Annotated in this window: 20 protein-coding genes; 15 read left to right on the top strand and 5 right to left on the bottom strand. The window is 67.7% G+C overall.

From position 1 onward, the window contains the following. Window positions 1-10: 10 nt before the first annotated feature. Window positions 11-403 (top strand): plastocyanin, encoded by a 393-nt coding sequence (gene petE / locus KBY67_RS01410; protein WP_255107836.1) that lies wholly within the window; start codon window positions 11-13, stop codon window positions 401-403. A 112-nt stretch (window positions 404-515) separates the two neighbouring features. After that, a complete protein-coding gene (locus KBY67_RS01405) occupies window positions 516-857 on the top strand; it encodes a c-type cytochrome (RefSeq protein WP_255107835.1) in 342 nt (113 codons plus the stop codon). Between the two features lie 400 nt (window positions 858-1,257). On the opposite strand, the gene KBY67_RS01400 is transcribed toward KBY67_RS01405, so the two are convergent. After that, a complete protein-coding gene (locus KBY67_RS01400) occupies window positions 1,258-1,464 on the bottom strand; it encodes a hypothetical protein (RefSeq protein ID WP_255107833.1) in 207 nt (68 codons plus the stop codon). Window positions 1,465-1,795: 331 nt separating this feature from the next. Between KBY67_RS01400 and clpB the strand changes: the two genes are divergently transcribed. The 5 genes from clpB (at window position 1,796) to rfbC (ending at window position 8,053) form a co-directional block, all read left to right on the top strand. Beyond that, window positions 1,796-4,423: an ATP-dependent chaperone ClpB gene (clpB, locus tag KBY67_RS01395; RefSeq protein ID WP_255107832.1), complete on the top strand. Its 2,628-nt coding sequence runs from the start codon at window positions 1,796-1,798 to the stop codon at window positions 4,421-4,423. A gap of 52 nt (window positions 4,424-4,475) precedes the next feature. Continuing rightward, window positions 4,476-5,378 (top strand): glucose-1-phosphate thymidylyltransferase RfbA, encoded by a 903-nt coding sequence (gene rfbA / locus KBY67_RS01390; RefSeq protein ID WP_255107831.1) that lies wholly within the window; start codon window positions 4,476-4,478, stop codon window positions 5,376-5,378. Then, window positions 5,378-6,310, top strand: a complete 933-nt coding sequence (gene rfbD, locus KBY67_RS01385; protein ID WP_255107830.1) for a dTDP-4-dehydrorhamnose reductase — start codon at window positions 5,378-5,380, stop codon at window positions 6,308-6,310. Before rfbA ends, rfbD begins: the two co-directional genes overlap by 1 nt. 22 nt (window positions 6,311-6,332) lie before the next feature. Next, window positions 6,333-7,406 (top strand): dTDP-glucose 4,6-dehydratase, encoded by a 1,074-nt coding sequence (gene rfbB / locus KBY67_RS01380; RefSeq protein ID WP_255107829.1) that lies wholly within the window; start codon window positions 6,333-6,335, stop codon window positions 7,404-7,406. Window positions 7,407-7,489: 83 nt separating this feature from the next. After that, window positions 7,490-8,053, top strand: coding sequence for a dTDP-4-dehydrorhamnose 3,5-epimerase (rfbC, locus tag KBY67_RS01375; RefSeq protein ID WP_255107827.1), 564 nt, complete (start codon window positions 7,490-7,492; stop codon window positions 8,051-8,053). A gap of 31 nt (window positions 8,054-8,084) precedes the next feature. On the opposite strand, the gene xth is transcribed toward rfbC, so the two are convergent. Beyond that, window positions 8,085-8,918, bottom strand: a complete 834-nt coding sequence (gene xth, locus KBY67_RS01370) for an exodeoxyribonuclease III (RefSeq protein ID WP_255107825.1) — start codon at window positions 8,916-8,918, stop codon at window positions 8,085-8,087. 70 nt (window positions 8,919-8,988) lie between these two features. Between xth and KBY67_RS01365 the strand changes: the two genes are divergently transcribed. Further along, window positions 8,989-9,267, top strand: a complete 279-nt coding sequence (locus KBY67_RS01365) for a hypothetical protein (protein ID WP_255107823.1) — start codon at window positions 8,989-8,991, stop codon at window positions 9,265-9,267. Here the strand turns inward: KBY67_RS01365 and KBY67_RS01360 are convergent. Then, window positions 9,239-10,078: a lipopolysaccharide assembly protein LapB gene (locus KBY67_RS01360; RefSeq protein ID WP_255107821.1), complete on the bottom strand. Its 840-nt coding sequence runs from the start codon at window positions 10,076-10,078 to the stop codon at window positions 9,239-9,241. The genes KBY67_RS01365 and KBY67_RS01360 overlap by 29 nt on opposite strands. Before the next feature lie 109 nt (window positions 10,079-10,187). On the opposite strand from KBY67_RS01360, the gene KBY67_RS01355 reads away from it, so the two are divergent. The 7 genes from KBY67_RS01355 to KBY67_RS01325 all read left to right on the top strand — a co-directional run bounded on the left by KBY67_RS01355 (window position 10,188) and on the right by KBY67_RS01325 (window position 16,428). Next, a complete protein-coding gene (locus KBY67_RS01355; RefSeq protein ID WP_255107819.1) occupies window positions 10,188-10,937 on the top strand; it encodes a hypothetical protein in 750 nt (249 codons plus the stop codon). Between the two features lies 1 nt (window position 10,938). Beyond that, window positions 10,939-11,604 carry a hypothetical protein gene (locus tag KBY67_RS01350; protein WP_255107817.1) on the top strand — a complete coding sequence of 222 codons (666 nt, stop codon included), beginning with the start codon at window positions 10,939-10,941 and terminating at the stop codon, window positions 11,602-11,604. A 5-nt stretch (window positions 11,605-11,609) separates the two neighbouring features. Next, entirely contained in the window at window positions 11,610-12,878 is a 1,269-nt protein-coding gene (gene larC / locus KBY67_RS01345; protein WP_255107814.1) for a nickel pincer cofactor biosynthesis protein LarC, read from the top strand. Continuing rightward, on the top strand, window positions 12,878-13,972 hold the full coding sequence (locus KBY67_RS01340; protein WP_255107812.1) for a lysylphosphatidylglycerol synthase domain-containing protein: 1,095 nt from the start codon (window positions 12,878-12,880) through the stop codon (window positions 13,970-13,972). The genes larC and KBY67_RS01340 overlap by 1 nt, the downstream gene beginning before the upstream one ends. Before the next feature lie 73 nt (window positions 13,973-14,045). After that, window positions 14,046-14,546, top strand: a complete 501-nt coding sequence (locus KBY67_RS01335) for a Fur family transcriptional regulator (RefSeq protein WP_399213687.1) — start codon at window positions 14,046-14,048, stop codon at window positions 14,544-14,546. A 308-nt stretch (window positions 14,547-14,854) separates the two neighbouring features. Further along, on the top strand, window positions 14,855-15,451 hold the full coding sequence (locus tag KBY67_RS01330; RefSeq protein ID WP_255107810.1) for a helix-turn-helix domain-containing protein: 597 nt from the start codon (window positions 14,855-14,857) through the stop codon (window positions 15,449-15,451). A 41-nt stretch (window positions 15,452-15,492) separates the two neighbouring features. Beyond that, window positions 15,493-16,428, top strand: coding sequence for an esterase-like activity of phytase family protein (locus KBY67_RS01325; RefSeq protein WP_255107808.1), 936 nt, complete (start codon window positions 15,493-15,495; stop codon window positions 16,426-16,428). Here KBY67_RS01325 and KBY67_RS01320 read toward each other — a convergent pair. Continuing rightward, window positions 16,390-17,934 carry an iron ABC transporter permease gene (locus tag KBY67_RS01320; RefSeq protein ID WP_255107806.1) on the bottom strand — a complete coding sequence of 515 codons (1,545 nt, stop codon included), beginning with the start codon at window positions 17,932-17,934 and terminating at the stop codon, window positions 16,390-16,392. The two genes, KBY67_RS01325 and KBY67_RS01320, sit on opposite strands and share 39 nt — an antisense overlap. Further along, window positions 17,931-19,025: an extracellular solute-binding protein gene (locus tag KBY67_RS01315; RefSeq protein ID WP_255107805.1), complete on the bottom strand. Its 1,095-nt coding sequence runs from the start codon at window positions 19,023-19,025 to the stop codon at window positions 17,931-17,933. The genes KBY67_RS01320 and KBY67_RS01315 overlap by 4 nt, the downstream gene beginning before the upstream one ends. Between the last annotated feature and the right edge of the window lie 44 nt (window positions 19,026-19,069).

Genomic DNA, 19,069 nt, shown 5'->3' with positions numbered 1-19,069 from the left:
GGAAAACCAGATGGTTCAAGCTCTGATTGCTTCCGCCGCGCGCCTGCTGCGGGTTGTGGCCGCCTCCGCCCTGCTGGGGGCGCTCCTGGTGCTGGTGAGCGTCAGCGCGGTGCAGCCTGCCGAGGCCGCCACCGTTGAGGTGAAGCTCGGCACCGACGCCGGCATGCTGGCCTTCGAGCCCAGCGTGATCACCATCAGCAAGGGCGATACCGTCCACTTCGTGAACAACAAGCTGGCCCCCCACAACGCCGTCTTTGATGGCCATGAGGAGCTCAGCCACACCAGCCTGGCCTTCGCTCCCGGCGAAAGCTGGGATGAAACCTTCGAGCAGGCTGGCAGCTACGACTTCTGGTGCGAGCCCCACCGTGGCGCAGGCATGGTCGGCAAGGTGATCGTCGAGTGACGCCCGCCTGGCCTCAGTAACGACATTGTTTCGATCCGCTCCTGCCGCCGGCTCCCTTCTGGCGGCGGGATTCTAGTTTTGGTGGGTTGCCTTTCCATTGCTCGCTTCCCTGATGCGTCGCTTGCTTTCGTTTTTTGCAGTTTGCCTGGCCCTGCTGCTGGGTGCCGCCCCCAGCTTTGCCGCCGACGCCGCCCATGGCGCGCAGATTTTCTCCGCCAACTGCGCGGCCTGCCACATGGGTGGTGGCAATGTGGTGAACGCAGACCGCACGCTCAAGGCTGAGGCCCTCGAGGCCTACCTGGCCAACTACAGCTCTGACCACGAGTCGGCCATCGCCTATCAGGTCAGCAATGGCAAGAACGCCATGCCAGCCTTCGCCGGCAAGCTCACCGAAGCTGATATTGCCGATGTGTCCGCCTACATCGAGGAAATGGCCTCCAAGGGCTGGGCCTGATCAGCCGAGACTGATCAGCATCTGATCAGATGCTGAGTTGTTCTTCACTCACCACCCCTGAGAGGGGTGGTTTTTTTGTGCTTTGTGTGCGGTCCCTGGCCAGGCCCGGGCGGCAACGCGATGGTGACCATGACCGACGAAGCAGTGGGATGTCCCTCGAACACCTGCGGCGGCTGGTGGCCGACGCCGAGCGACAACCGAGGCTCAGGGCCCTGTTGCGGCTGGGTGATCATGATCGGCCCTGGCAGTGGCTGATCGAGAGGGCCAGGGCTCTGGGCTACCCGATCGAGTGGGCCGATCTGGAACAGGCCAGTGCCGCGGAGGCTGCCTCCAGGTTTTTGGACCGGTCCCGAATCACCCCCGTGGCTGATCTGCTGAGCTCGGTGACCGGACGGAAGCCTCAGCTGAGCTCGCGGCGCCTGGCGAGCACCTCGAGGTAAAGGTCTTCGGGCACGTCGCGGATGTCGTATTCGCTGGGAAGCACCCCATGGGCATGGCGGTGCACCACCAGCCAGCAGTTGCGCTCCGGATCCTTGCTGGTGCCCTCGAAATCGCGGGACTCCTGCGCCAGGCGCAGCACCAGGGCTTCCCTCACCTCGTTGTTCATCCCTACCCTGAGCCCGTGGCCTGACGCGGCGTCATCATGGCAACTCCAGTCTTGAACGGTCCGCTCGCCGACTGTCTGACCCTGGCGAGCCTTCTGGCGGCGTTGCCCCTCATGCTCGGCGCCCCCGTTCCTGCCCTGGCTCACCAGCTTGGCGGCCGCAGCAACGGGGCCCAGCTCCGCTGACAGCAGGGAGAGGGCGGCCAGTGCGGCGAAGGGGCGGGCCCTGGGCAGCCGTTCGGTTGATTCGCCATTTGTTTCGGCCTGCCCATCCTGTGCGGCACCGGGGGGCGTTCATAGCCTTCGTTCAACGACGACCAGAGAGGAGACCTCCATGCACCCCACCGCTGAAGTGTTCACGGAGAAGGCCTGGGCCGCGATCGTGGCCGCCCAGCAACTGGCTCAGCAACGCCGGCAGCAGCAGCTGGAGAGCGAGCACCTGTTCGCCAGCCTGATCAGCCAGCCCGGGCTGGCCACCCGCATCCTCGAGAAGGCGGGCGTCGATGTGCCGGCCCTGATCCAGGCGGTGGAGGCCTTCCTCTCGCGCCAACCCAGCCTGGGTGCGGCTCCGGAGAACGTGTTCCTGGGCAAAGGTCTCAATGAGGTGCTCGATCAGGCCGAACAGCTCAAGGGCACCTACGGCGACAGCTTCATCTCGATCGAGCACCTGCTGCTGGCCCTGGCGATCGACGACCGCTGCGGCAAGCGGCTGCTGTCGGCGGCCGGCACCAGCGCTGACAAACTCAAAGATGCCGTCCAGGCCGTGCGCGGCAACCAGAGCGTGACTGACCAGAACCCCGAAGGCACCTACGAATCCCTGGAGAAGTACGGCCGCGATCTCACCCAGGCCGCCCGCGACGGCAAGCTGGATCCGGTGATCGGCCGTGATGAGGAAATCCGCCGCACGATCCAGATCCTGTCTCGCCGCACCAAGAACAACCCGGTGCTGATCGGTGAACCCGGTGTGGGCAAGACCGCAATCGTTGAAGGGTTGGCCCAGCGGATCGTGAACGGGGATGTGCCCCAGGCGCTGCAGAACCGCCAGCTGATCGCCCTCGACATGGGCGCCCTGATTGCCGGCGCGAAGTATCGCGGTGAGTTCGAGGAGCGGCTCAAGGCCGTGCTCAAGGAGGTGACCGAAAGCGAAGGTCAGATCGTGCTGTTCATCGATGAGATCCACACCGTTGTGGGGGCCGGCGCCGCCGGCGGCTCGATGGATGCCAGCAACCTGCTCAAGCCGATGCTGGCCCGCGGCGAACTGCGCTGCATCGGTGCCACCACCCTCGATGAGCATCGCCAGCACATTGAGAAGGATCCCGCCCTGGAGCGCCGCTTCCAGCAGGTGTTCGTGGATCAGCCCACGGTGGAAGACACGATCTCGATCCTGCGCGGCCTCAAGGAGCGCTACGAGGTGCACCACGGCGTGCGCATCGCCGACAACGCCCTGGTGGCGGCGGCGGTGCTCTCCAGCCGCTACATCGCCGATCGCTTCCTGCCGGATAAGGCGATCGACCTGATGGATGAATCAGCCGCGCGCCTGAAGATGGTGATCACCTCCAAGCCGGAGGCGATCGATGAACTCGACCGCCGCATCCTGCAGCTGGAGATGGAGAAACTCTCGCTGGGCCGCGAATCCGATCCCGCCAGCAAGGACCGCCTGGAGCGGCTCCAGAAGGAGTTGGCTGATCTGAGCGAGCAGCAGAGCGCCCTCAATGCCCAGTGGCAGCAGGAGAAGGGTGCGATCGATCAGCTCAGCGCCATCAAGGAGGAGATCGAGCAGGTGCAGCTGCAGGTGGAGCAGGCCAAACGCCTCTACGACCTCAACAAGGCCGCTGAGCTGGAATACGGCACCCTGGCCGACCTGCACAAGAAGCTGGCGGCCAAGGAGGCCGAGCTCAACGCCGGCGATGGCGAGAAAACGCTGCTGCGCGAGGAGGTCACCGAAGACGACATCGCCGAGGTGATCGCCAAATGGACGGGGATTCCCGTGTCACGGCTGGTGCAGAGCGAAATGGAGAAACTCCTGCATCTCGAGGATGAGCTGCATACCCGCGTGATCGGCCAGAGCCAGGCCGTCACGGCCGTGGCGGATGCGATCCAACGATCGAGGGCCGGCCTCTCTGATCCCAACCGCCCGATCGCCAGCTTCCTGTTCCTGGGCCCCACCGGTGTGGGCAAAACGGAGCTCTCCAAGGCCCTGGCCTCCCAGCTGTTCGACAGCGACAACGCCATGGTGCGCATCGACATGAGCGAATACATGGAGAAGCACGCCGTGAGCCGCCTGATCGGAGCGCCTCCGGGCTACGTGGGCTACGAGGAGGGCGGCCAGCTCACCGAATCTGTGCGGCGGCGTCCCTATGCCGTGATCCTGTTCGATGAGGTGGAGAAGGCCCACCCCGATGTGTTCAACGTGATGCTGCAGATCCTCGATGACGGCCGCGTCACCGATGGGCAGGGGCGCACGGTGGATTTCACCAACACGGTGCTGATTCTCACCAGCAACATCGGCAGCAGCTCGATCCTTGATCTGGCCGGTGACCCCGCCCGCCACGGCGAGATGGAGAAGCGGGTGAACGAGGCCCTGCGCGCCCACTTCCGCCCCGAGTTCCTCAACCGCCTCGATGAAACGATCATCTTCCACAGCCTGCGCGCTGAGGAGCTGCGTCAGATCGTCGACCTGCAGGTGCAGCGGCTGCGCCAGCGCCTGGAGGACCGCAAGCTCGGCCTTGAGCTTGACGGCGCCGCCCTAGACTGGCTGGCCGGCGAGGGCTACGACCCTGCGTACGGGGCCCGGCCGCTGAAGCGGGCGATCCAGAGGCAGCTGGAAACCCCGATCGCTAAGGCGATCCTGGCCGGTCAGTTCCCCGAGGGCAGCACGATCGCTGTTGATGTGGAGACCGGAGCGGAGCCGCCAAGGTTGCGCTTCCAGCTGGCACCCAGCCGGGAGTTGGCGCTGGTGTAACTCTGGGGCGGAGCCCGATCGGCCACAATCCTCCTGTCCGGTTCCTGTTGCCATGCCTCAAATTCCTGAGGGGTCACCCAATCGCCGCGGAATCATTCTCGCCGGTGGTTCAGGAACACGGCTTCACCCGATCACACAGGCAGTCAGCAAGCAATTGTTGCCTGTTTACGACAAGCCCATGATCTATTACCCGCTCAGCACACTGATGCTGGCGGGTATAAGGGAAATTCTTCTCATTTCGACGCCACGGGATCTTCCTCTATTTCGGGATCTACTTGGTGACGGCTCCGCTTGGGGACTGTCCCTGTCCTACGCCGAGCAGCCGCGTCCCGATGGTCTGGTCCAGGCGTTTCTAATCGGTGCCGACTTTCTCTGTGGCGATTCTGCCGCTCTGATACTTGGCGATAACTTGTTCTACGGCGGCGATCTGTCGCGCAATCTGCAAGCAGCCAATGCTCGAGTCAGCGGCGCTTCGGTGTTCGCTTACCGGGTGGTGGATCCCCAGCGCTATGGGGTAGTGGGCTTTGATCAAGAGCGGCGGGTGGTCTCGCTGGCAGAGAAACCGGAGAAACCTGCTTCCAACTATGCCGTCACTGGTTTGTACTTTTACGCCGCCGGGGTTGTGGAACTCGCCAGGAGGGTTAAGCCTTCAGCGCGCGGGGAATTGGAAATCACTACCCTCAATCAGCTCTATCTTGAGCGTGGTGAACTTTGCGTTGAAGTCCTGGGACGGGGAATGGCCTGGCTCGACACCGGCACCTGCGATTCCCTTCACGAGGCTGGCAGCTATATCCGTACGCTCGAACATCGCCAGGGTCTCAAGATTGGCTGCCCGGAAGAAGTAGCCTGGCGGCAGGGTTGGATCAGCTCATCCCAACTCGAAGCCCTGGCGGCCCCCCTGCGCAAATCCGGCTACGGCACCTACCTCGAAGGACTGCTGCAGGAGGGGTTCTGATGTCTTCTCACTCCCCCTTACTCGTGATCGGCCGCTCCGGCCAGGTGGCCTCTGCACTGCGCCGCTTGGCCCCACAGCTGCTGCCGGATCGGCCCCTGGTGGTGGTCACCAGGCCCGAACTGGATCTGGCGGCTTCCACAGGTGAGCTCAGCCTCACCCTCGAGCAGTTGTTGTGTCAGCACCAACCGGCCTTGGTGCTGAATGCAGCTGCTTATACGGCCGTCGACAAGGCCGAAATCGAACCGGAGCTGGCGTCTGCCATTAACGCTACCGCGGTGGGTGTCCTCGCCCATGCCTGCGCCGAGCGCTCCTTGCCCCTCTTTCATCTCTCTACCGACTACGTCTTCGCCGGCAGTGGCGAGCGCCCCTGGTGGGAAGACGATCCCACCGGCCCCCTGGGTGTCTATGGAGCCAGCAAGCTGGCCGGTGAGCAGGCCCTCCAGGCCGCCGGAGGACAACACCTTCTGCTGCGCGTGAGCTGGGTGTTCGGGCTGGAGGGCGCCAACTTCGTGCGCACCATGCTGCGGCTGGGCGCCGAGCGGCCCGCCCTCTCGGTGGTGGCCGATCAGGTCGGCGGCCCCACCAGCGCCGAGGCCATCGCCAGCACTTGGCTGAGCCTCGCCGATGCGGCCATGTCCAACAGCTCACCTCTGGATCCAGCCCAGCCATTCCCTTGGGGCATCTACCACTACGCCGGCCAGCCCGCCGTGAGCTGGCATGGCTTTGCCGAGGCGATCTTCAGCGAAGCCGTTGCACTGGGGCTGCTGCCGCATGCCCCCCAGCTCACGGCCATTCCCAGCAGCGCCTACCCCAACCCAGCGCGGCGGCCAGCCAATTCCCGCCTCGACACCAGCCGATTCCGTGCCGCCTTTGGCCTTCCCCTGCCCCAGTGGCGCGAGGATCTACGCCGTTGCCTCCACTCATGGGCCTGAACACTCCTCTTTTCTTGGCCAGATGACCCGCCATCTTCTGATCACCGGCGGTGCCGGTTTCATCGCCGGGAACCTCGTCCATCACTGGGCGGCCGCCCACCCCAACGACACCCTCTTGGTGCTCGATGCCCTCACCTATGCTGGCAACCTGGTCACGATCGAGCCGCTGATCGCCGCCGGACGTCTCAGCTTCGTGCACGGCGACATCAACGACCGCCCGCTGCTGGACCGGCTGCTGGCTGAGCACGCCATCACCCATGTGGCTCATCTGGCGGCCGAATCCCACGTGGATCGCTCGATCACAGGGCCTGGGGCGTTTCTGGCCACCAACGTCAACGGCACCTTCACCCTGCTGGAGGCCTTCCGCGCCCACTGGCAATCGGCTGATTCCCCCGGGCACTGGCGTTTCCTGCACGTGAGCACCGACGAGGTGTTCGGCAGCCTTGAGCCCAGTGATCCGCCCTTCAACGAAACCACCGCCTACAGCCCCCGCTCCCCCTACGCCGCCAGCAAGGCCGCCAGTGACCACCTCGCCCGCGCCTGGCAGCACACCTATGGCCTGCCGGTGCTGGTGAGTAACTGCTCCAACAACTACGGCCCCTATCACTTCCCCGAGAAGCTGATCCCGCTCACCTTGATCAACATCCTGCTGGGGAGGCCGATTCCCGTCTACGGCGACGGCTCCAATGTGCGCGACTGGCTCTACGTGGAAGACCACTGCCGCGCCCTGGAAACCGTGCTTCTGCGCGGTGAGCCCGGGCGCACCTACTGCATCGGCGGTTGCAATGAAGTGGCCAACCTTGATCTGGTGCGCATGCTCTGTGCCCTAATGGATGAACTGGCCCCCGAGCTGCCGATCCGCCCCAGCGAAGAACTGATCCGCTTCGTCGCCGATCGCCCCGGCCACGACCGCCGCTACGCCATCGATGCCTCCCGCATCCAGAACGAGCTGGGCTGGCAGCCCCAGGTGACGGTGGAGCAGGGTCTGCGCCGCACTGTGCAGTGGTACCTCGACCATCTCCCCTGGTGGCAGCCGTTGCTCTCCGACCAATACGCCAGCTACATGGAGCAGCAGTACGCCTCCAGGCTGGCCTGAACCCAGGCTCAGGCTGTCCTGAACCATCACCTCCCGAGTTCATTCATCAGTCATTCACCACTCATCTACCTCACACACCTCTGATGCAAGTCATTCCCCAGTGTATCCCTGAGGTGTTGCTGCTGCAGCCGAAGGTGTTCGGCGATGAGCGTGGCTTCTTTGTGGAAACCGCCCGCCAGAGCGTCCTCAATGACGCCGGTATTCCGCCCCTGCTACAACACAACCAGTCGCGCTCACGCTGTGGTGTGCTGCGCGGGCTGCACTATCAGCTGGTGCAACCCCAGGGGAAACTAGTGCGCTGCTCCCAGGGTTCCGTCTTCGATGTGGCGTTGGATGTGCGCCAGGGCTCTCCCAGCTTCGGCCAGTGGGTGGGCGCCATCCTCGACGACGTGAATCATCACCAACTCTGGGTGCCGCCGGGCTTCGCCCATGGCTTTATGGTGCTCTCCGCTGTAGCTGACTTCTGTTATCTCTGCTCCGATTACTACCATCCCCCCTCGGAGCAGGGTATCGCCTGGGATGATCCAGCCGTGGGTATCAGCTGGCCCCAGTTGCCGGCAGGGGTGACCGTGCAGCTCTCAACGAAGGACCGTTCAAATCCCTCCTTGCAGCTTCAGGATCCCTCCCTATTGCCCGCATCGTTTTGATTCGGATCAATCAGCCAACCCAGACGTTGGCTTACTCCAGCTCCTCCTCCTCTTCGTCGTCGTCAACCTCCGGCGGCCACTGCAGTTGCACCACCACCGGGGCGTGGTCGCTGGGTTTCTCGTTGCCGCGCACCGCCTTGTGGATCAGGCAGTCGGTGGCCCGCTCCTGCAGCTGCTCGGAGAGATAGATGTGGTCGATGCGCCAGCCGCTGTCGCGGTCCCAGGCGCCGCTGCGGTAGTCCCACCAGCTCCAGTGGCCAGTGTCGGGCTCGAACAGGCGGAATACATCGGCCAGCCGCTCATCCAGCGCCAGGCGCAGGGCGTCCCGCTCGTGGTCGCTGGCCATGATGCCGCCGCTGAGCCGCTGGGGATCGTGGATGTCGCGGTCGTCGAGGGCGATGTTGAAATCCCCCACCATGCAGAGGGGATCGCCGTCGGCGTCCTGCACGTCGAGGTAGCGGCGCAGGCACGCCAGCCACTCCAGCTTGTAGGCATATTTCTCCGATTGCAGCGACGAGCCGTTGGGCACGTAGAGGTTGAGCACGCGCACCCCCTCGATTCGGGCACTGATCACGCGCTTCTGCTCCGCCAGCGCCAGCGCCGGGCCGTCGCTCAGCAGGGCATCGAAGCCGATGCGCACATCCTCCAGCGGCAGCCGGCTGAGGATCGCCACGCCGTTGTAAGCCTTCTGGCCGCTGATCACCGCGCCGTAGCCCAGCGACGTGAACGGCTCCAGCGGAAAGGAACCGTCCTCCACCTTGGTTTCCTGCAGGCAGAGAACCTCCGGGCGTTCCCGCTCCAGCCAGGCCAGCACCTGCTCCAGGCGGCTGCGCACGGAATTCACGTTCCAGGTGGCGATCTGCATCTCGCGACAATCAGCCACCACGGGTGGCCCTTAGCATCAAGGCCACATCTTGTCCCGTCGCTCGACCGCCATGGCCCGCCCCCTGACCCTTGCGGCCCTGACGATCTTGTCCTTTCCCCTGGCCAGCCAAAGCGCCCTGGCCCAGATCGGCAACTACGGGCAGGGGGTGCAGGAGCAGCAGATCTATGACAACAGTCCCACTGGCCGCCCCAGTGGTGGGATCCTCGAATCGGGCAATCCCCTGGAGCTGATGAACAAGCTGCGGCGCAGCAGTGCCCTCGACAACGCCACCCAGCCCGGTGATGCCGTCGATCAGGCCATCAGGGCCCTGGAGGCCCAGGCTCCTTAGGGGCGTCCTGAGGAGTGGTCTGAGGAGCTTTGATTTCCTGGCTGCGCCGCAGCGGTTCAAGGCCCCAGGCCGCTGCCACGTCATCCAGGCGAGTATCGGGCTGGTTGGGCTTCAGCCGGCGGGCGCGATCCAGCAGGTCGAGGGCCTCGCGGGTCTTGCCCTGCTGCTGGCGCATCAGGGCCTGGGCGAGCAGGGGCCTGGGATCGTCCGGGTGATCGGCCGCGAGCCTTTTGTAGAGGGCATCGGCGGCTGTGGTCTGGCCCCGGCGCTGCTGTAGATCGGCCAGCAGCAGCCCGATCGCCAGGGCGTTGGCGCTTGCCTTCTCCCGGCTGGCCTGCTGGTAGGCCTTGGTGAGCAGCGCTTCGGCCTCCGCTCCCCGGCCCTGCTCCAGCTGCAGCAGGGCCATCAGCTGCAGCGCCTCGATCCGGTCGGGCTTGAGGTTGAGCAGTTGGCGCACCTCCCGCTCGGCGCCGCTGGGGTCCTTCTGGTCGCGGCGGAGCTCCGCCAGCATCAGGCGCAGGCTCCAGCGCCCGGGCTGCTGGTCGGCCATGCGCTCCAGCAGCGCCGTGGCCGCGGTTTTGTCATCCAGAGCGAGAAACAGTTGCAGCAGCCGTTGCTGCTGGCCCTCGCTGGCCTGGCCCCGGCTCACCTCCGCCCGCAGGTGGATGGTCTGTTTCTCCAGCTCCAGCTTGGAGGGGTCCAGAGGACGGTTGCCCAGGCTGCGTTGCCCCAGCCACCAGCCCGCCAGCAGCGACACAACCGTGAGCAGCGCCGCCCCCAGCACCAACACAACCCTTGGGCTGGAGCCCAAGACAGCGGAGGAGGGGCGCGGTGGCATCGAGCTGAATCCAGATCCAGCAAGTGTGGCCCCTAGGGCCTTGGCTAGATTGGCTTCCGGGCCTCTGGTTGCCCCCACCACGATGCGTCAACACCCCATTTCCCCGGTCACCGAACCGCTGCAGTACCGGGCCATCGGCGTGGTGCGTGGTCAGTACGTGCCCTCCGATTCCGAGCAGCTCACCCGCGGGCTGATCCGCACCGACGACGGCAGTGAGATCGACGCGGTTGTACTCGGCCGGGTGCTCAGCCTGGTGCGCCGCCACCTCGACCTCGAGCGCTCCCACCTCTGGGTGGTCTATCCCCGCTGCCGGGAACCCGGCGCCCTGCATCTGCAGATGGTGGGGGTGTGGGAACCGAGCACCCTCAGCGAGGCGGAACCTGAAGCCGATGGCGAAGCCGAACCCGAAGCCTTGGCGACAGTTGAAGCCTTGGCCACAGCTGAAGCCGAACCCAGCAGTGATGCTCTGCCCGAGGGCGACGACTACTTCTCCGTGCGGGGCGAATTGATCTACACCCGCCCCGACGCCAAGGAGCTGGTGGTGAAGGTGCGTCAGCGGCCCCGCCCCGATGGCAGCCGCCCGCAGCCGTTCAAGTTGCCCCTGCGCGGCGAGGTGCCCCTGGCCCACCTGCGCCATTTCGTTTCCCTGGATCTGCGCCGGCTGGGTCACCACCTGGAGCTGGAGCATTTCGAGGTGATCGGCCCGGTGGCCCAGCGCGGCAACCGCGGCGGCAAAGGGCGCCCTCAGCGGCCTGTCAGTGGCGGCCCCAGTGGCAGCCCCAGTGGCCCGAAGGCCGGCCACCGCAGCGCCGTCAGCCGGCCCGGCGGCTGAGATGGAGCCCCGCACCCAGCTCGGTGATGGGTCCTCCGCCGCCCTGCGGGTCGGAGCGGTGGTGGCCGGCGGCACCCTGCTGGCTGTGCTCGGCCCCGCTGTGGGCCTCTCCCCCTGGCTGGTGGCGTTGGCGGCCGGCGGTGGACTCGCCGGCCTCACCCTCGATTCCTTCCGTTATGGCGGCCGGGGCGGCCACCTGCTGGCGGAAACCCTCCCTGGTGGCCTCGCCCGCCTGCGCCGCATCGCCATCCACGAGGCCGGCCACGCCCTGGTGGCCGAGCAGGAGAACCTGCCGGTCAAGCAGGTGCTGGTGGGCAGCCTGGCCTGTCTGCGCGCCGGCATCGGCGCCAGCGGCAGTACGGAGTTTGAGCCGCCCCAGCACGCCAAGCTCCCCCCCGAAGACCTGCGCCGCTGGAGCCGAGTGCTGCAGGCCGGCATGCTCGCCGAACGTCTCCTCTATGAGCAGGCCCGCGGTGGCGCCGACGACCGCGCCCTGCTGGGTCGCCTCTGGGGCCTCTCCGGCTTCGACGTCGACACCGCCCAAAGGGAGCAGCGCCGCGCCCGCCGCGAGGTGGAGCAACTGCTGCGCCGCCGCCAGGGCGACCTGGAGGCCCGAGCCGAGCTGCTGCTGCTGGCCGCCCCCAGGCTGCTGCGCAGCGCCGCCTGAGCCCGATGCCCCAGGCCTTTCTGGATTGCCCCACCGGTCTGGCCGGCGACATGCTCCTGGCCGCCCTGCTCGACCTGGGGCTGCCCGAAGACGTGATCCATCAGCCCCTGGCCCAGCTGGGTCTGGAGGGCCGCTACCGCCTCCAGCATGGAGAGGCCCGTAGCGGCGGCCTGCGCGGGCGACGCCTCACGGTCGAAACCCTCGAGCCGGATCCCCCCCACCGCTCCTGGGGCAGCCTGCGGCAGCTGATCAGCGGCAGCGCCCTGGAGCCCCCCCTCCGCCAGCGGGTGCTGGCGGTGTTTGGCCTGCTGGCCGACGCCGAGGGGGCTGTGCACGGCCAGCCTCCGGAGCAGGTGCATTTCCATGAGGTGGGCGCCCTCGATGCCCTCGTCGATGTGGTGGGCGTCTGCGCCGGCCTGCTGCACCTTCAAGTGGAGCATCTGATCTGCGCCCCTCCTCCCGCCGGCCACGGCAGCGTTTCCACAGCCCACGGCCGCTTGCCCCTGCCGGCGCCGGCGGTGCTGGAGCTGGCCCGCCGCCGCGCCATCCCCCTGGCCAGCGCCGAGGGATTTCCCGCCGGTGAACTCACCACCCCCACGGGCCTGGCCCTGATGGCCTGCTGGGCGGAGCACTTCGCGGTGGCGCCAGCCCTGGTGCCCCAGCAGGTGGGGATCGGTCTCGGCCACCGGGTGCTGGATCGCCCCAACCTGCTGCGCCTCTGGCTTGGAGCAGCGGTTGCCGGCGGCAGCCCCGGCCCTGAGGCCCTAGCACCCCCCCTGGACTCGCCCCAGCTGGAAACGGTGCTGCAGCAGCAGGCCCAGATCGATGACGCCAGCCCCGAGGACCTGGCCTTTCTGATGGAGGAACTGCGCACCGCTGGGGCCCTGGAGGTGTTCAGCACGGCTATCGGCATGAAGAAAGGCCGCCCGGGGGTGCTGCTCACGGTGTTGGGCTGGCCGGATCAGGCCGCTGCCCTGCGCGAGATCTGGTGGCGCCACAGCAGCAGCCTCGGCCTGCGCGAGCAGCTGCAGCAGCGCTGGGCCCTGCCCCGCCGCAGCCACAGCCTGGTCACCCCCCTGGGGGAGGTGCGGGTGAAGTGGGTGGAACGAGCTGGCGCCCCGCCCCGCTACAAGAGCGAATTCGACGACCTCGCGGCACTGGCCCGAGGCCATGGCCTCAGCCTCGCCCAGGTGCGCCAGGTGGTAGCCGAGGCCATGGCTGGCGCCTGCGCCATGGCCACCGACAATGATCTCGCTCCGCCCGAAACCAGCTGATGCCCGCCCCCCAGCAGCTGTTGTCGTCGCTGATGGCCCAGATCCAGCGCCCTCTATCGCTCCTCAAGCAGTGGTTCAAGCCTCTGGCAGCTCTGCCGCCCTGGCTGCGCCTTCCTGGTGGGGCCCGCTTCTGGGTGACGCTGCTCAGCCTGGGCTTTCTGCTGGCCGCGCTCAAGGGCAACACCGAGCAGGTGCTGGCCCAGCGCCTGGATCCCCAGGGCTGGCTCTGGCTGGTGATCGGTGTGGGGCTGAGCCTGTTCAGCCTGGTGATCAATGGCCTGGGCTGGGCTGTGGGCCTGCGCTGGTTCCGCCTGCGGCCCCGCTGGGGACTGAGCGTGCGCGCGTATCTGAGCACCAACCTGCTCAAATACCTGCCCGGCGGCATCTGGCACCTGGCGGAGCGGGTGCGCCTGCTGGGCCAGGGCGATCGCCTGCTGAGGGCCCCCACTTCGGCGGTGGCCACACCCCTCGCCCTGGCGGCCACCCTGCTGGATCCGCTCCTCGCCGCCAGCGCCGCCCTGGCGATCGCGGCGGCGGCGGGCTGGAGGGCGGGCTGGCCCCTGCTGGGCCTGCTGCCCCTGCTGCTGCTGGTGCCGCGCTGGTTTCAGCCGCTGCTGCAACGCCTCGAGCGCTCCCGCGAGCGCCAACTGACCAGGGCTCAAGCGGCCAGAGGGTTGGAGTCCTCGGCCCTACCGCCCCAGGATCCCGCTGCAGGAGGTGTCCTGTTGCCCGGCTACCCGCTGGTGCCACTGCTGGTGCTGGGCCTGTTTGTGCTGCTGCGCTTCGGGGGTTTTGCGGCCTGTGTGCTGGCCTTTGATCAGCAGCTCTCGCTGCCCTGGGCCCCCTGGCTGCTGGGCTTTGCCCTGGCCTGGACGGCCGGCCTGGTGGTGCCCGGTGCCCCTGGCGGACTGGGGGTGTTCGAGGCGGTGCTGCTGGTGCAGCTGGGCGGTCAGGTGGCGGAGGCCCCGCTGCTGGCGGTGGCTCTGAGCTACCGGCTGGTGGTCACGGCAGCGGATCTGCTGGCAGCCCTCACGGCCCGGCTGGATGGGTCGCTGGAGCGACCGCGGCGGCCCGCTACTTCCGCTGATGCCTGAAGTCAAGATTCGCAATTACGGCAACAGTTGAGAAGAGCGGGTTAGAGTCATCTCCGCCGTACGGGGTGATCCACTGCCATCCCGATCGCCAGCCAGCGCGGGCCTCGCCCCAGCCACACCACCACTCACGGCACCGGCCACCGAGCTGCGCTCCAGCCTGCATGGGCGGGGCCAGCGGCTCACGCCCCAGCGCCAGAAGGTGCTCTCCCTGTTCGAGCGCATCGGTGAGGGCAGCCACCTCAGCGCCGAGGAGGTGCACCAGCGCCTGCTGCGGGCGGAGGAGCGGGTGTCCCTGGCCACGGTGTACCGCAGCCTGCGCCTGCTCAGTTCGATGGACCTGCTGCGGGAACTGGAGTTACCGGAAGGGGGCCGCCGCTTCGAGCTGGCCAGCGACGGCCACCGCGATCACCACCATCTGGTCTGTGTGGGCTGCGGCCGCACCGAGGAATTCGAGAGCAGTGTTGTGCTCGACGAGGGCCGTCAGGCCGCCGGCAGCCACGGCTTCCGCCTGATTGAGTGCGTGCTCAACGTGCGGGCCCTCTGTCCTCGCTGCGCAGCCGGCGAACCCGCCTGAGCGGCACCCCAGGTAGGCCAAGTTGCTGATCGGCCCAGTGAGCCGTGAGGGCGGCAAGAAGAGTGGCGCGATCGCCGTGGAGTCTGAGCATCGCAGTAATGCGGCAACGAGCCCAAGACTGGGCCCGGCGAAGGTGGGCCCATGGTTCCGGGGGCACCGGGGCAGGGGCCAAAAGGCACAGTCCAGGGTCCAGTCACGACCGGTGCCAGGGCGGCGGCGCCTTTCAACTGGGGCTGTTATTGAGAACTGATTGCAAAAGGGCGCCCCTGCTGTTTAGATTGCGAGTCATTCGCAATAGTGACGGTTCCGTGAGCTTCCGTTTCCTGCCCGATCAGCCCCTCTCCTGCGTGCGGATGCCGATCGGCCAGACCGTCCTGCTCGATCCAACCCTGCGCCCCGGCGGCAGTTCCATCGAGGTGCTCGAAGGCATCGCCCGCGTCTACTGCCCCTGCGAGGAAACCGAGGGCATGACCCTGGCCTTCCTCCAGCCTGGCGACCAGCTGCGCACCGACCGCCTCTGCAGTGAGGGCGTCTGCGTCGAAGCCCTCACCCCCCTCTGCTTCCGCTCCGAAACCGAAGCCGTCTCCGACAGTGGCTTCGATCCCGTCAACGAATGGACGCTGCAGCTGCTGCGCATCCGTCACCTCGGCTCGGCCGAGCAGCGGCTGCACGCTCTCTTCGGCCTGCTGGTGCGCCGCCTCGGCCGCCGCTGCGGCCCCTGGTGCGACCTGCCCTTCCGCCTCACCCACGAGCGCATCGGTGAGCTGATCGGCACCACCCGCGTCACCACCACCCGGCTGATCTCGCGCATCCGCCAGGCCCAGCTGCTGGAAGCCCCAGTCGGTGAACCCGGCCTGCGCCTGGCGCCCTCCCTGGTGGAGTCCGCTCCCCTGGCCGCCGCCTGATCCCCCTTCTCCCCTGCCCGCCCTCCGCCGGCTGGGAGCTGGTGGGCCAAGGCGTGCTGCCCTTCAGGGCCGCCGATGGCCGCAGCCTGGGGGGCTTCTCTGCCGCCGCCGTCGATCCAGGCGATGGCAGCCTCTGGCTGCTCAGCGACCGCGAAGAGCCCGAGTTGGTCCCCATCTGGGATCTTTCAGGGCTGGGCCAGCGGCCCCTGCGCCTGGGGGAACGCCTGCCCCTGCGCGACGCCAACGGCGATCCCTTTGCGGCCCCCCTCGATGGCGAAGGTCTGGTGCTGGATGGCGATGACCTCTGGATCGTGAGCGAGGAACGCCGCACTCCCCTCCGTCCGGGCCAGCTGCTGCGCTTCGATCGCCGCAGCGGCCGGCTGCGCGAGGCCCTGCTGCTGCCGCAGGCCTGGCGGGCCGCCCCCGGCCAGGGACTGGGCGCCAACCTCGGGCCCGAATCGCTCACCCGCCTGCCGGGCTTGCCCTTCACCCTTCTGTTGGCAGCCGAGCGCCCCTTGCTCCAGGACTCCCACGATCAGCTGCGCCTGCTGGAGCACGGCCCCGGTGGCTTCCGCCCCGTGGGCTCCCTGCGCCTGCCGTTGCCCGCCCCCCACTGGGGACTCACCGAGCTGCTCGCTGCCCCCGGCGGCGGCCTGCTGGGCCTGGTGCGGGGCTTTGAGCCGCCCGCCAGCTGGTGGGCCCAGCTGCTGCTGCTGCCCGCGCCGGGGCCAGCCGGAACCGCGCAAGAGCCCCTGGCCCGCTGGGATCTGCTGGCCATCGGTCTGCCCCCCGACAACTGGGAGGGCCTGGCCCTGGGGGCGCCCCTGGCCGATGGGCGCCCCACCCTGCTGCTGGTGAGCGACGACAACTTCAACCCCCTGCAGGCCAACCGCCTGGCCCGCCTGGCCCCGCGCCGGCTGGCCGGCTGCAGCGATGGTTCAGTCGCGGCTCTCGAGGGTGGGGATCAGGGCCAGTGAGGCCACCAGTCCCAGGGCCATGATCACCAGGGCCGGCGCCATCGCCGCCCCCACCCGCTCATCACTGGCGTACTGGAACACCCGCACGGCCAGTGTGTCGAAATCAAAGGGGCGCAGCGAGAGGGTGAGCGGCAGCTCCTTGACCACATCCACGAACACCATCAGTCCCCCCACCAGCACCGGACCGCGCAGGAGCGGCAGGTGCACCCGCCACAGCACCTCGGTCCAGCTGCAGCCCAGGCTGGTGGCCGATTCATCGATGCTGGGGGGGATCCGCTCCAGGCCGGCGTCGAGGCCCTGCTTCGACACGGCCATGAAGCGCACCCCGTAGCCCCAGATCAGCAGCAGCAAGGGACTGAGGGCCCACGGACCCCCCAGCAGCATCAGCCCCAGGGCCATCACGCTGCCGGGAACCGCGTAACCCATCCCCGCCACGAAACTGAGCTGGCGCACCGCCAGCCGGGGGCTCCAGCGGCGAATGATCGATAGCAGCAGCGCCGCCAGCGCCGTCAGCAGGGTGGCCACCAACGCCAGGCCGAGGCTGCGGCCCGCCAGCACCAGCTGCTCCATCAGCGGCTCCTCCAGCAGGTTGCGCCAGCCCTCGGCCACCCACACCAGCGGAATGGCCAGGGCCAGCAGCGGCGGCAGCGCCGAGATCAGCTGGGCCAGCAGGGCCCGCCAGCCGCTGAGCACGTAGGCCTGGGCCTCAGCATTGGCATGGCCGAGAGTCCAGCGGCGGCTGCGCCGGCGCAAGGAGCGCTCGGCCGCCACCAGCACCAGCACGATCGCCAGGGCCATCAGCGACAGCAGCGCCGCTCCGCGGGGATCCCCCTCCACCTGCCAGCGATCGAGGATGCCCGCCGAGAGGCTGGGCACCCCCAGCAGCCGCACCGCTCCCAGCTCATTGACCACCTCCATGGCGCTCAGGGCCACGCCGGCGCCGATGGCCGGCAGGGCGATCGGCAGCGCCACCCGCCGGAAGGCTTGCCAGGGGCCCACCCCCAGGCTGCAGCTGGCCTCCAGCAGCTGGCCGCCGGTGATCGAGAAGCTCTCGGTGCTCAGCAGGAACACATAGCTGTAGTTCGCCAGGCTCAGCAGCAGCACTGCCCAGCCCAGCCCGTGGATGCGCAGGCTGTGGCTGCTGCCCCAGTCGATCAGGCTGGCGGCTAGCAGATAAGCCGGAAAGGCCAGTGGCAGCAGCTGGGCGATGCGCAGCCAGCGGCGGCCGGGGAAGCGGCAGGCGGCCGTGAGCCAGCCGATGGTGGTGCCGACCACCGCCCCGCACACCCCTTCCCCCAGCACCAGCAGCAGGGTGCCGCGGATCTGCTCGGCGCCATCGACACCCAGCCCCAGGCCGCCCACCGCAGCTGGCTGGAGTGCGGCATCGCGCAGCAGTGCCGCTAGCGGCAGCAGCGCCAGCACGCCGATCACCACCACCACGGCGGTGAGGGCAGGCCGCTGAGACCTGCTGACGCGATTCAGCGGTGTGGAGGCCAGCAGGGTCACTTCCAGCCTGTTTCCACCATCAGGGCGTTGGCCTCACGGTTGCCGCGGGCCAGTTGATCGGCGCTCACCGGCGAGGGCTCGAAGGTCCCGAAGCCGTTGAGGATCGGGTTATCGCCAAATCCCTTCAGGGGATATTCGTTGTTGGCGGCGGCGTAACCCTTGCCGGAACTGGGGGACACCAGAAATTCGATCAAGCGGGTGGCTGCCTGTGGGTTTTTGGCATGGCGGGTGACACCGGCGGCGGTGATGTTCACGTGTGTGGGCTTGGGGAAGACCACCTTGATCTTCTGCGCCAGGGCCCGATCCTCCGCTTTGGCCTCAGTCGAGAGCATGCGGGCCAGATAATACTGATTGGCCACCGTCACGCCGCAGTCCCCCCGCCCGAGCGCCCGCAGCATCGGCGTGTCGCTGGTGAAGAAGGGGGGCAATACATTCGCCACCAGACCCTGCAGCCAGGTGGTGGTGGCGGCAGCACCCTTCTGAGCCAGGATGTCGGCCACCAACGACTGGTTGTAGACACTGGCGCGGTTGCGCAGGCAGAGCTTGCCCTTCAGCGCTGGATTGGCCAGATCGGCGTAGGTCCCCAGGCTGGCGGGGTCCACCAGCGCCGGATTCACCATGATCGGGCGGGCCCGGCGGGTGAGGGCGAACCAGCTGCCGCCTGGGTCCCGCAGGTTGGCGGGCACATCGCGCTGGAGGGCCTCGGAGTTGATCGGCTGGAACAGCTCCTCCTGCCGCGCCCGCTGGATGCGGGCGGCATCCACCAGCACCAGCACATCGGCGGGGCTGCCCTTGCCCTCGCTCTTGAGGCGCACGATCAACTCATCATCCTTGCCCTCCAGCAGGTTCACCTTGATGCCGGTCTTGGCGGTGAACTGCTTGTAGAGCTCTTTGTCGGTGTTGTAGTGGCGCCCCGAATAGACATTGACCTCCTGGCCTGAGCTGGAGTCACTGGCCCCCGTGCCACTCCCTTCAGCGCCGGGATTCGCGGCGTTCTGGGCGGTGCCGCAGCCCGTGAGCACCGCCAACCAGAGAGCCCCGCCAAGGGCGAAGGCCCGGGTGCGGAAACGGAGGGGGCGATGCTGGGTCATGGGCGAAGGCCGCTTGTGCAGGCAACGTACGGAGCCAGACAGGG

The organism is Synechococcus sp. RedBA-s (assembly GCF_024345495.1).
Classification (GTDB): Bacteria; Cyanobacteriota; Cyanobacteriia; order PCC-6307; family Cyanobiaceae; genus Regnicoccus_A.
Note: the sequence above shows the minus strand (reverse complement) of the source record. Positions and strands in the feature narration are given on the sequence as shown.

Bases quoted from the DNA above. Each gene is read 5' to 3' on its own strand.
- petE (WP_255107836.1), top strand. From the start codon at position 11: ATGGTTCAAGCTCTGATTGCTTCCGCCGCGCGCCTGCTGCGGGTTGTG.
- KBY67_RS01405 (WP_255107835.1), top strand. From the start codon at position 516: ATGCGTCGCTTGCTTTCGTTTTTTGCAGTTTGCCTGGCCCTGCTGCTG.
- KBY67_RS01400 (WP_255107833.1), bottom strand. From the start codon at position 1,464: ATGAACAACGAGGTGAGGGAAGCCCTGGTGCTGCGCCTGGCGCAGGAG.
- clpB (WP_255107832.1), top strand. From the start codon at position 1,796: ATGCACCCCACCGCTGAAGTGTTCACGGAGAAGGCCTGGGCCGCGATC.
- rfbA (WP_255107831.1), top strand. From the start codon at position 4,476: ATGCCTCAAATTCCTGAGGGGTCACCCAATCGCCGCGGAATCATTCTC.
- rfbD (WP_255107830.1), top strand. From the start codon at position 5,378: ATGTCTTCTCACTCCCCCTTACTCGTGATCGGCCGCTCCGGCCAGGTG.
- rfbB (WP_255107829.1), top strand. From the start codon at position 6,333: ATGACCCGCCATCTTCTGATCACCGGCGGTGCCGGTTTCATCGCCGGG.
- rfbC (WP_255107827.1), top strand. From the start codon at position 7,490: ATGCAAGTCATTCCCCAGTGTATCCCTGAGGTGTTGCTGCTGCAGCCG.
- xth (WP_255107825.1), bottom strand. From the start codon at position 8,918: ATGCAGATCGCCACCTGGAACGTGAATTCCGTGCGCAGCCGCCTGGAG.
- KBY67_RS01365 (WP_255107823.1), top strand. From the start codon at position 8,989: ATGGCCCGCCCCCTGACCCTTGCGGCCCTGACGATCTTGTCCTTTCCC.
- KBY67_RS01355 (WP_255107819.1), top strand. From the start codon at position 10,188: ATGCGTCAACACCCCATTTCCCCGGTCACCGAACCGCTGCAGTACCGG.
- KBY67_RS01350 (WP_255107817.1), top strand. From the start codon at position 10,939: ATGGAGCCCCGCACCCAGCTCGGTGATGGGTCCTCCGCCGCCCTGCGG.
- larC (WP_255107814.1), top strand. From the start codon at position 11,610: ATGCCCCAGGCCTTTCTGGATTGCCCCACCGGTCTGGCCGGCGACATG.
- KBY67_RS01340 (WP_255107812.1), top strand. From the start codon at position 12,878: ATGCCCGCCCCCCAGCAGCTGTTGTCGTCGCTGATGGCCCAGATCCAG.
- KBY67_RS01315 (WP_255107805.1), bottom strand. From the start codon at position 19,025: ATGACCCAGCATCGCCCCCTCCGTTTCCGCACCCGGGCCTTCGCCCTT.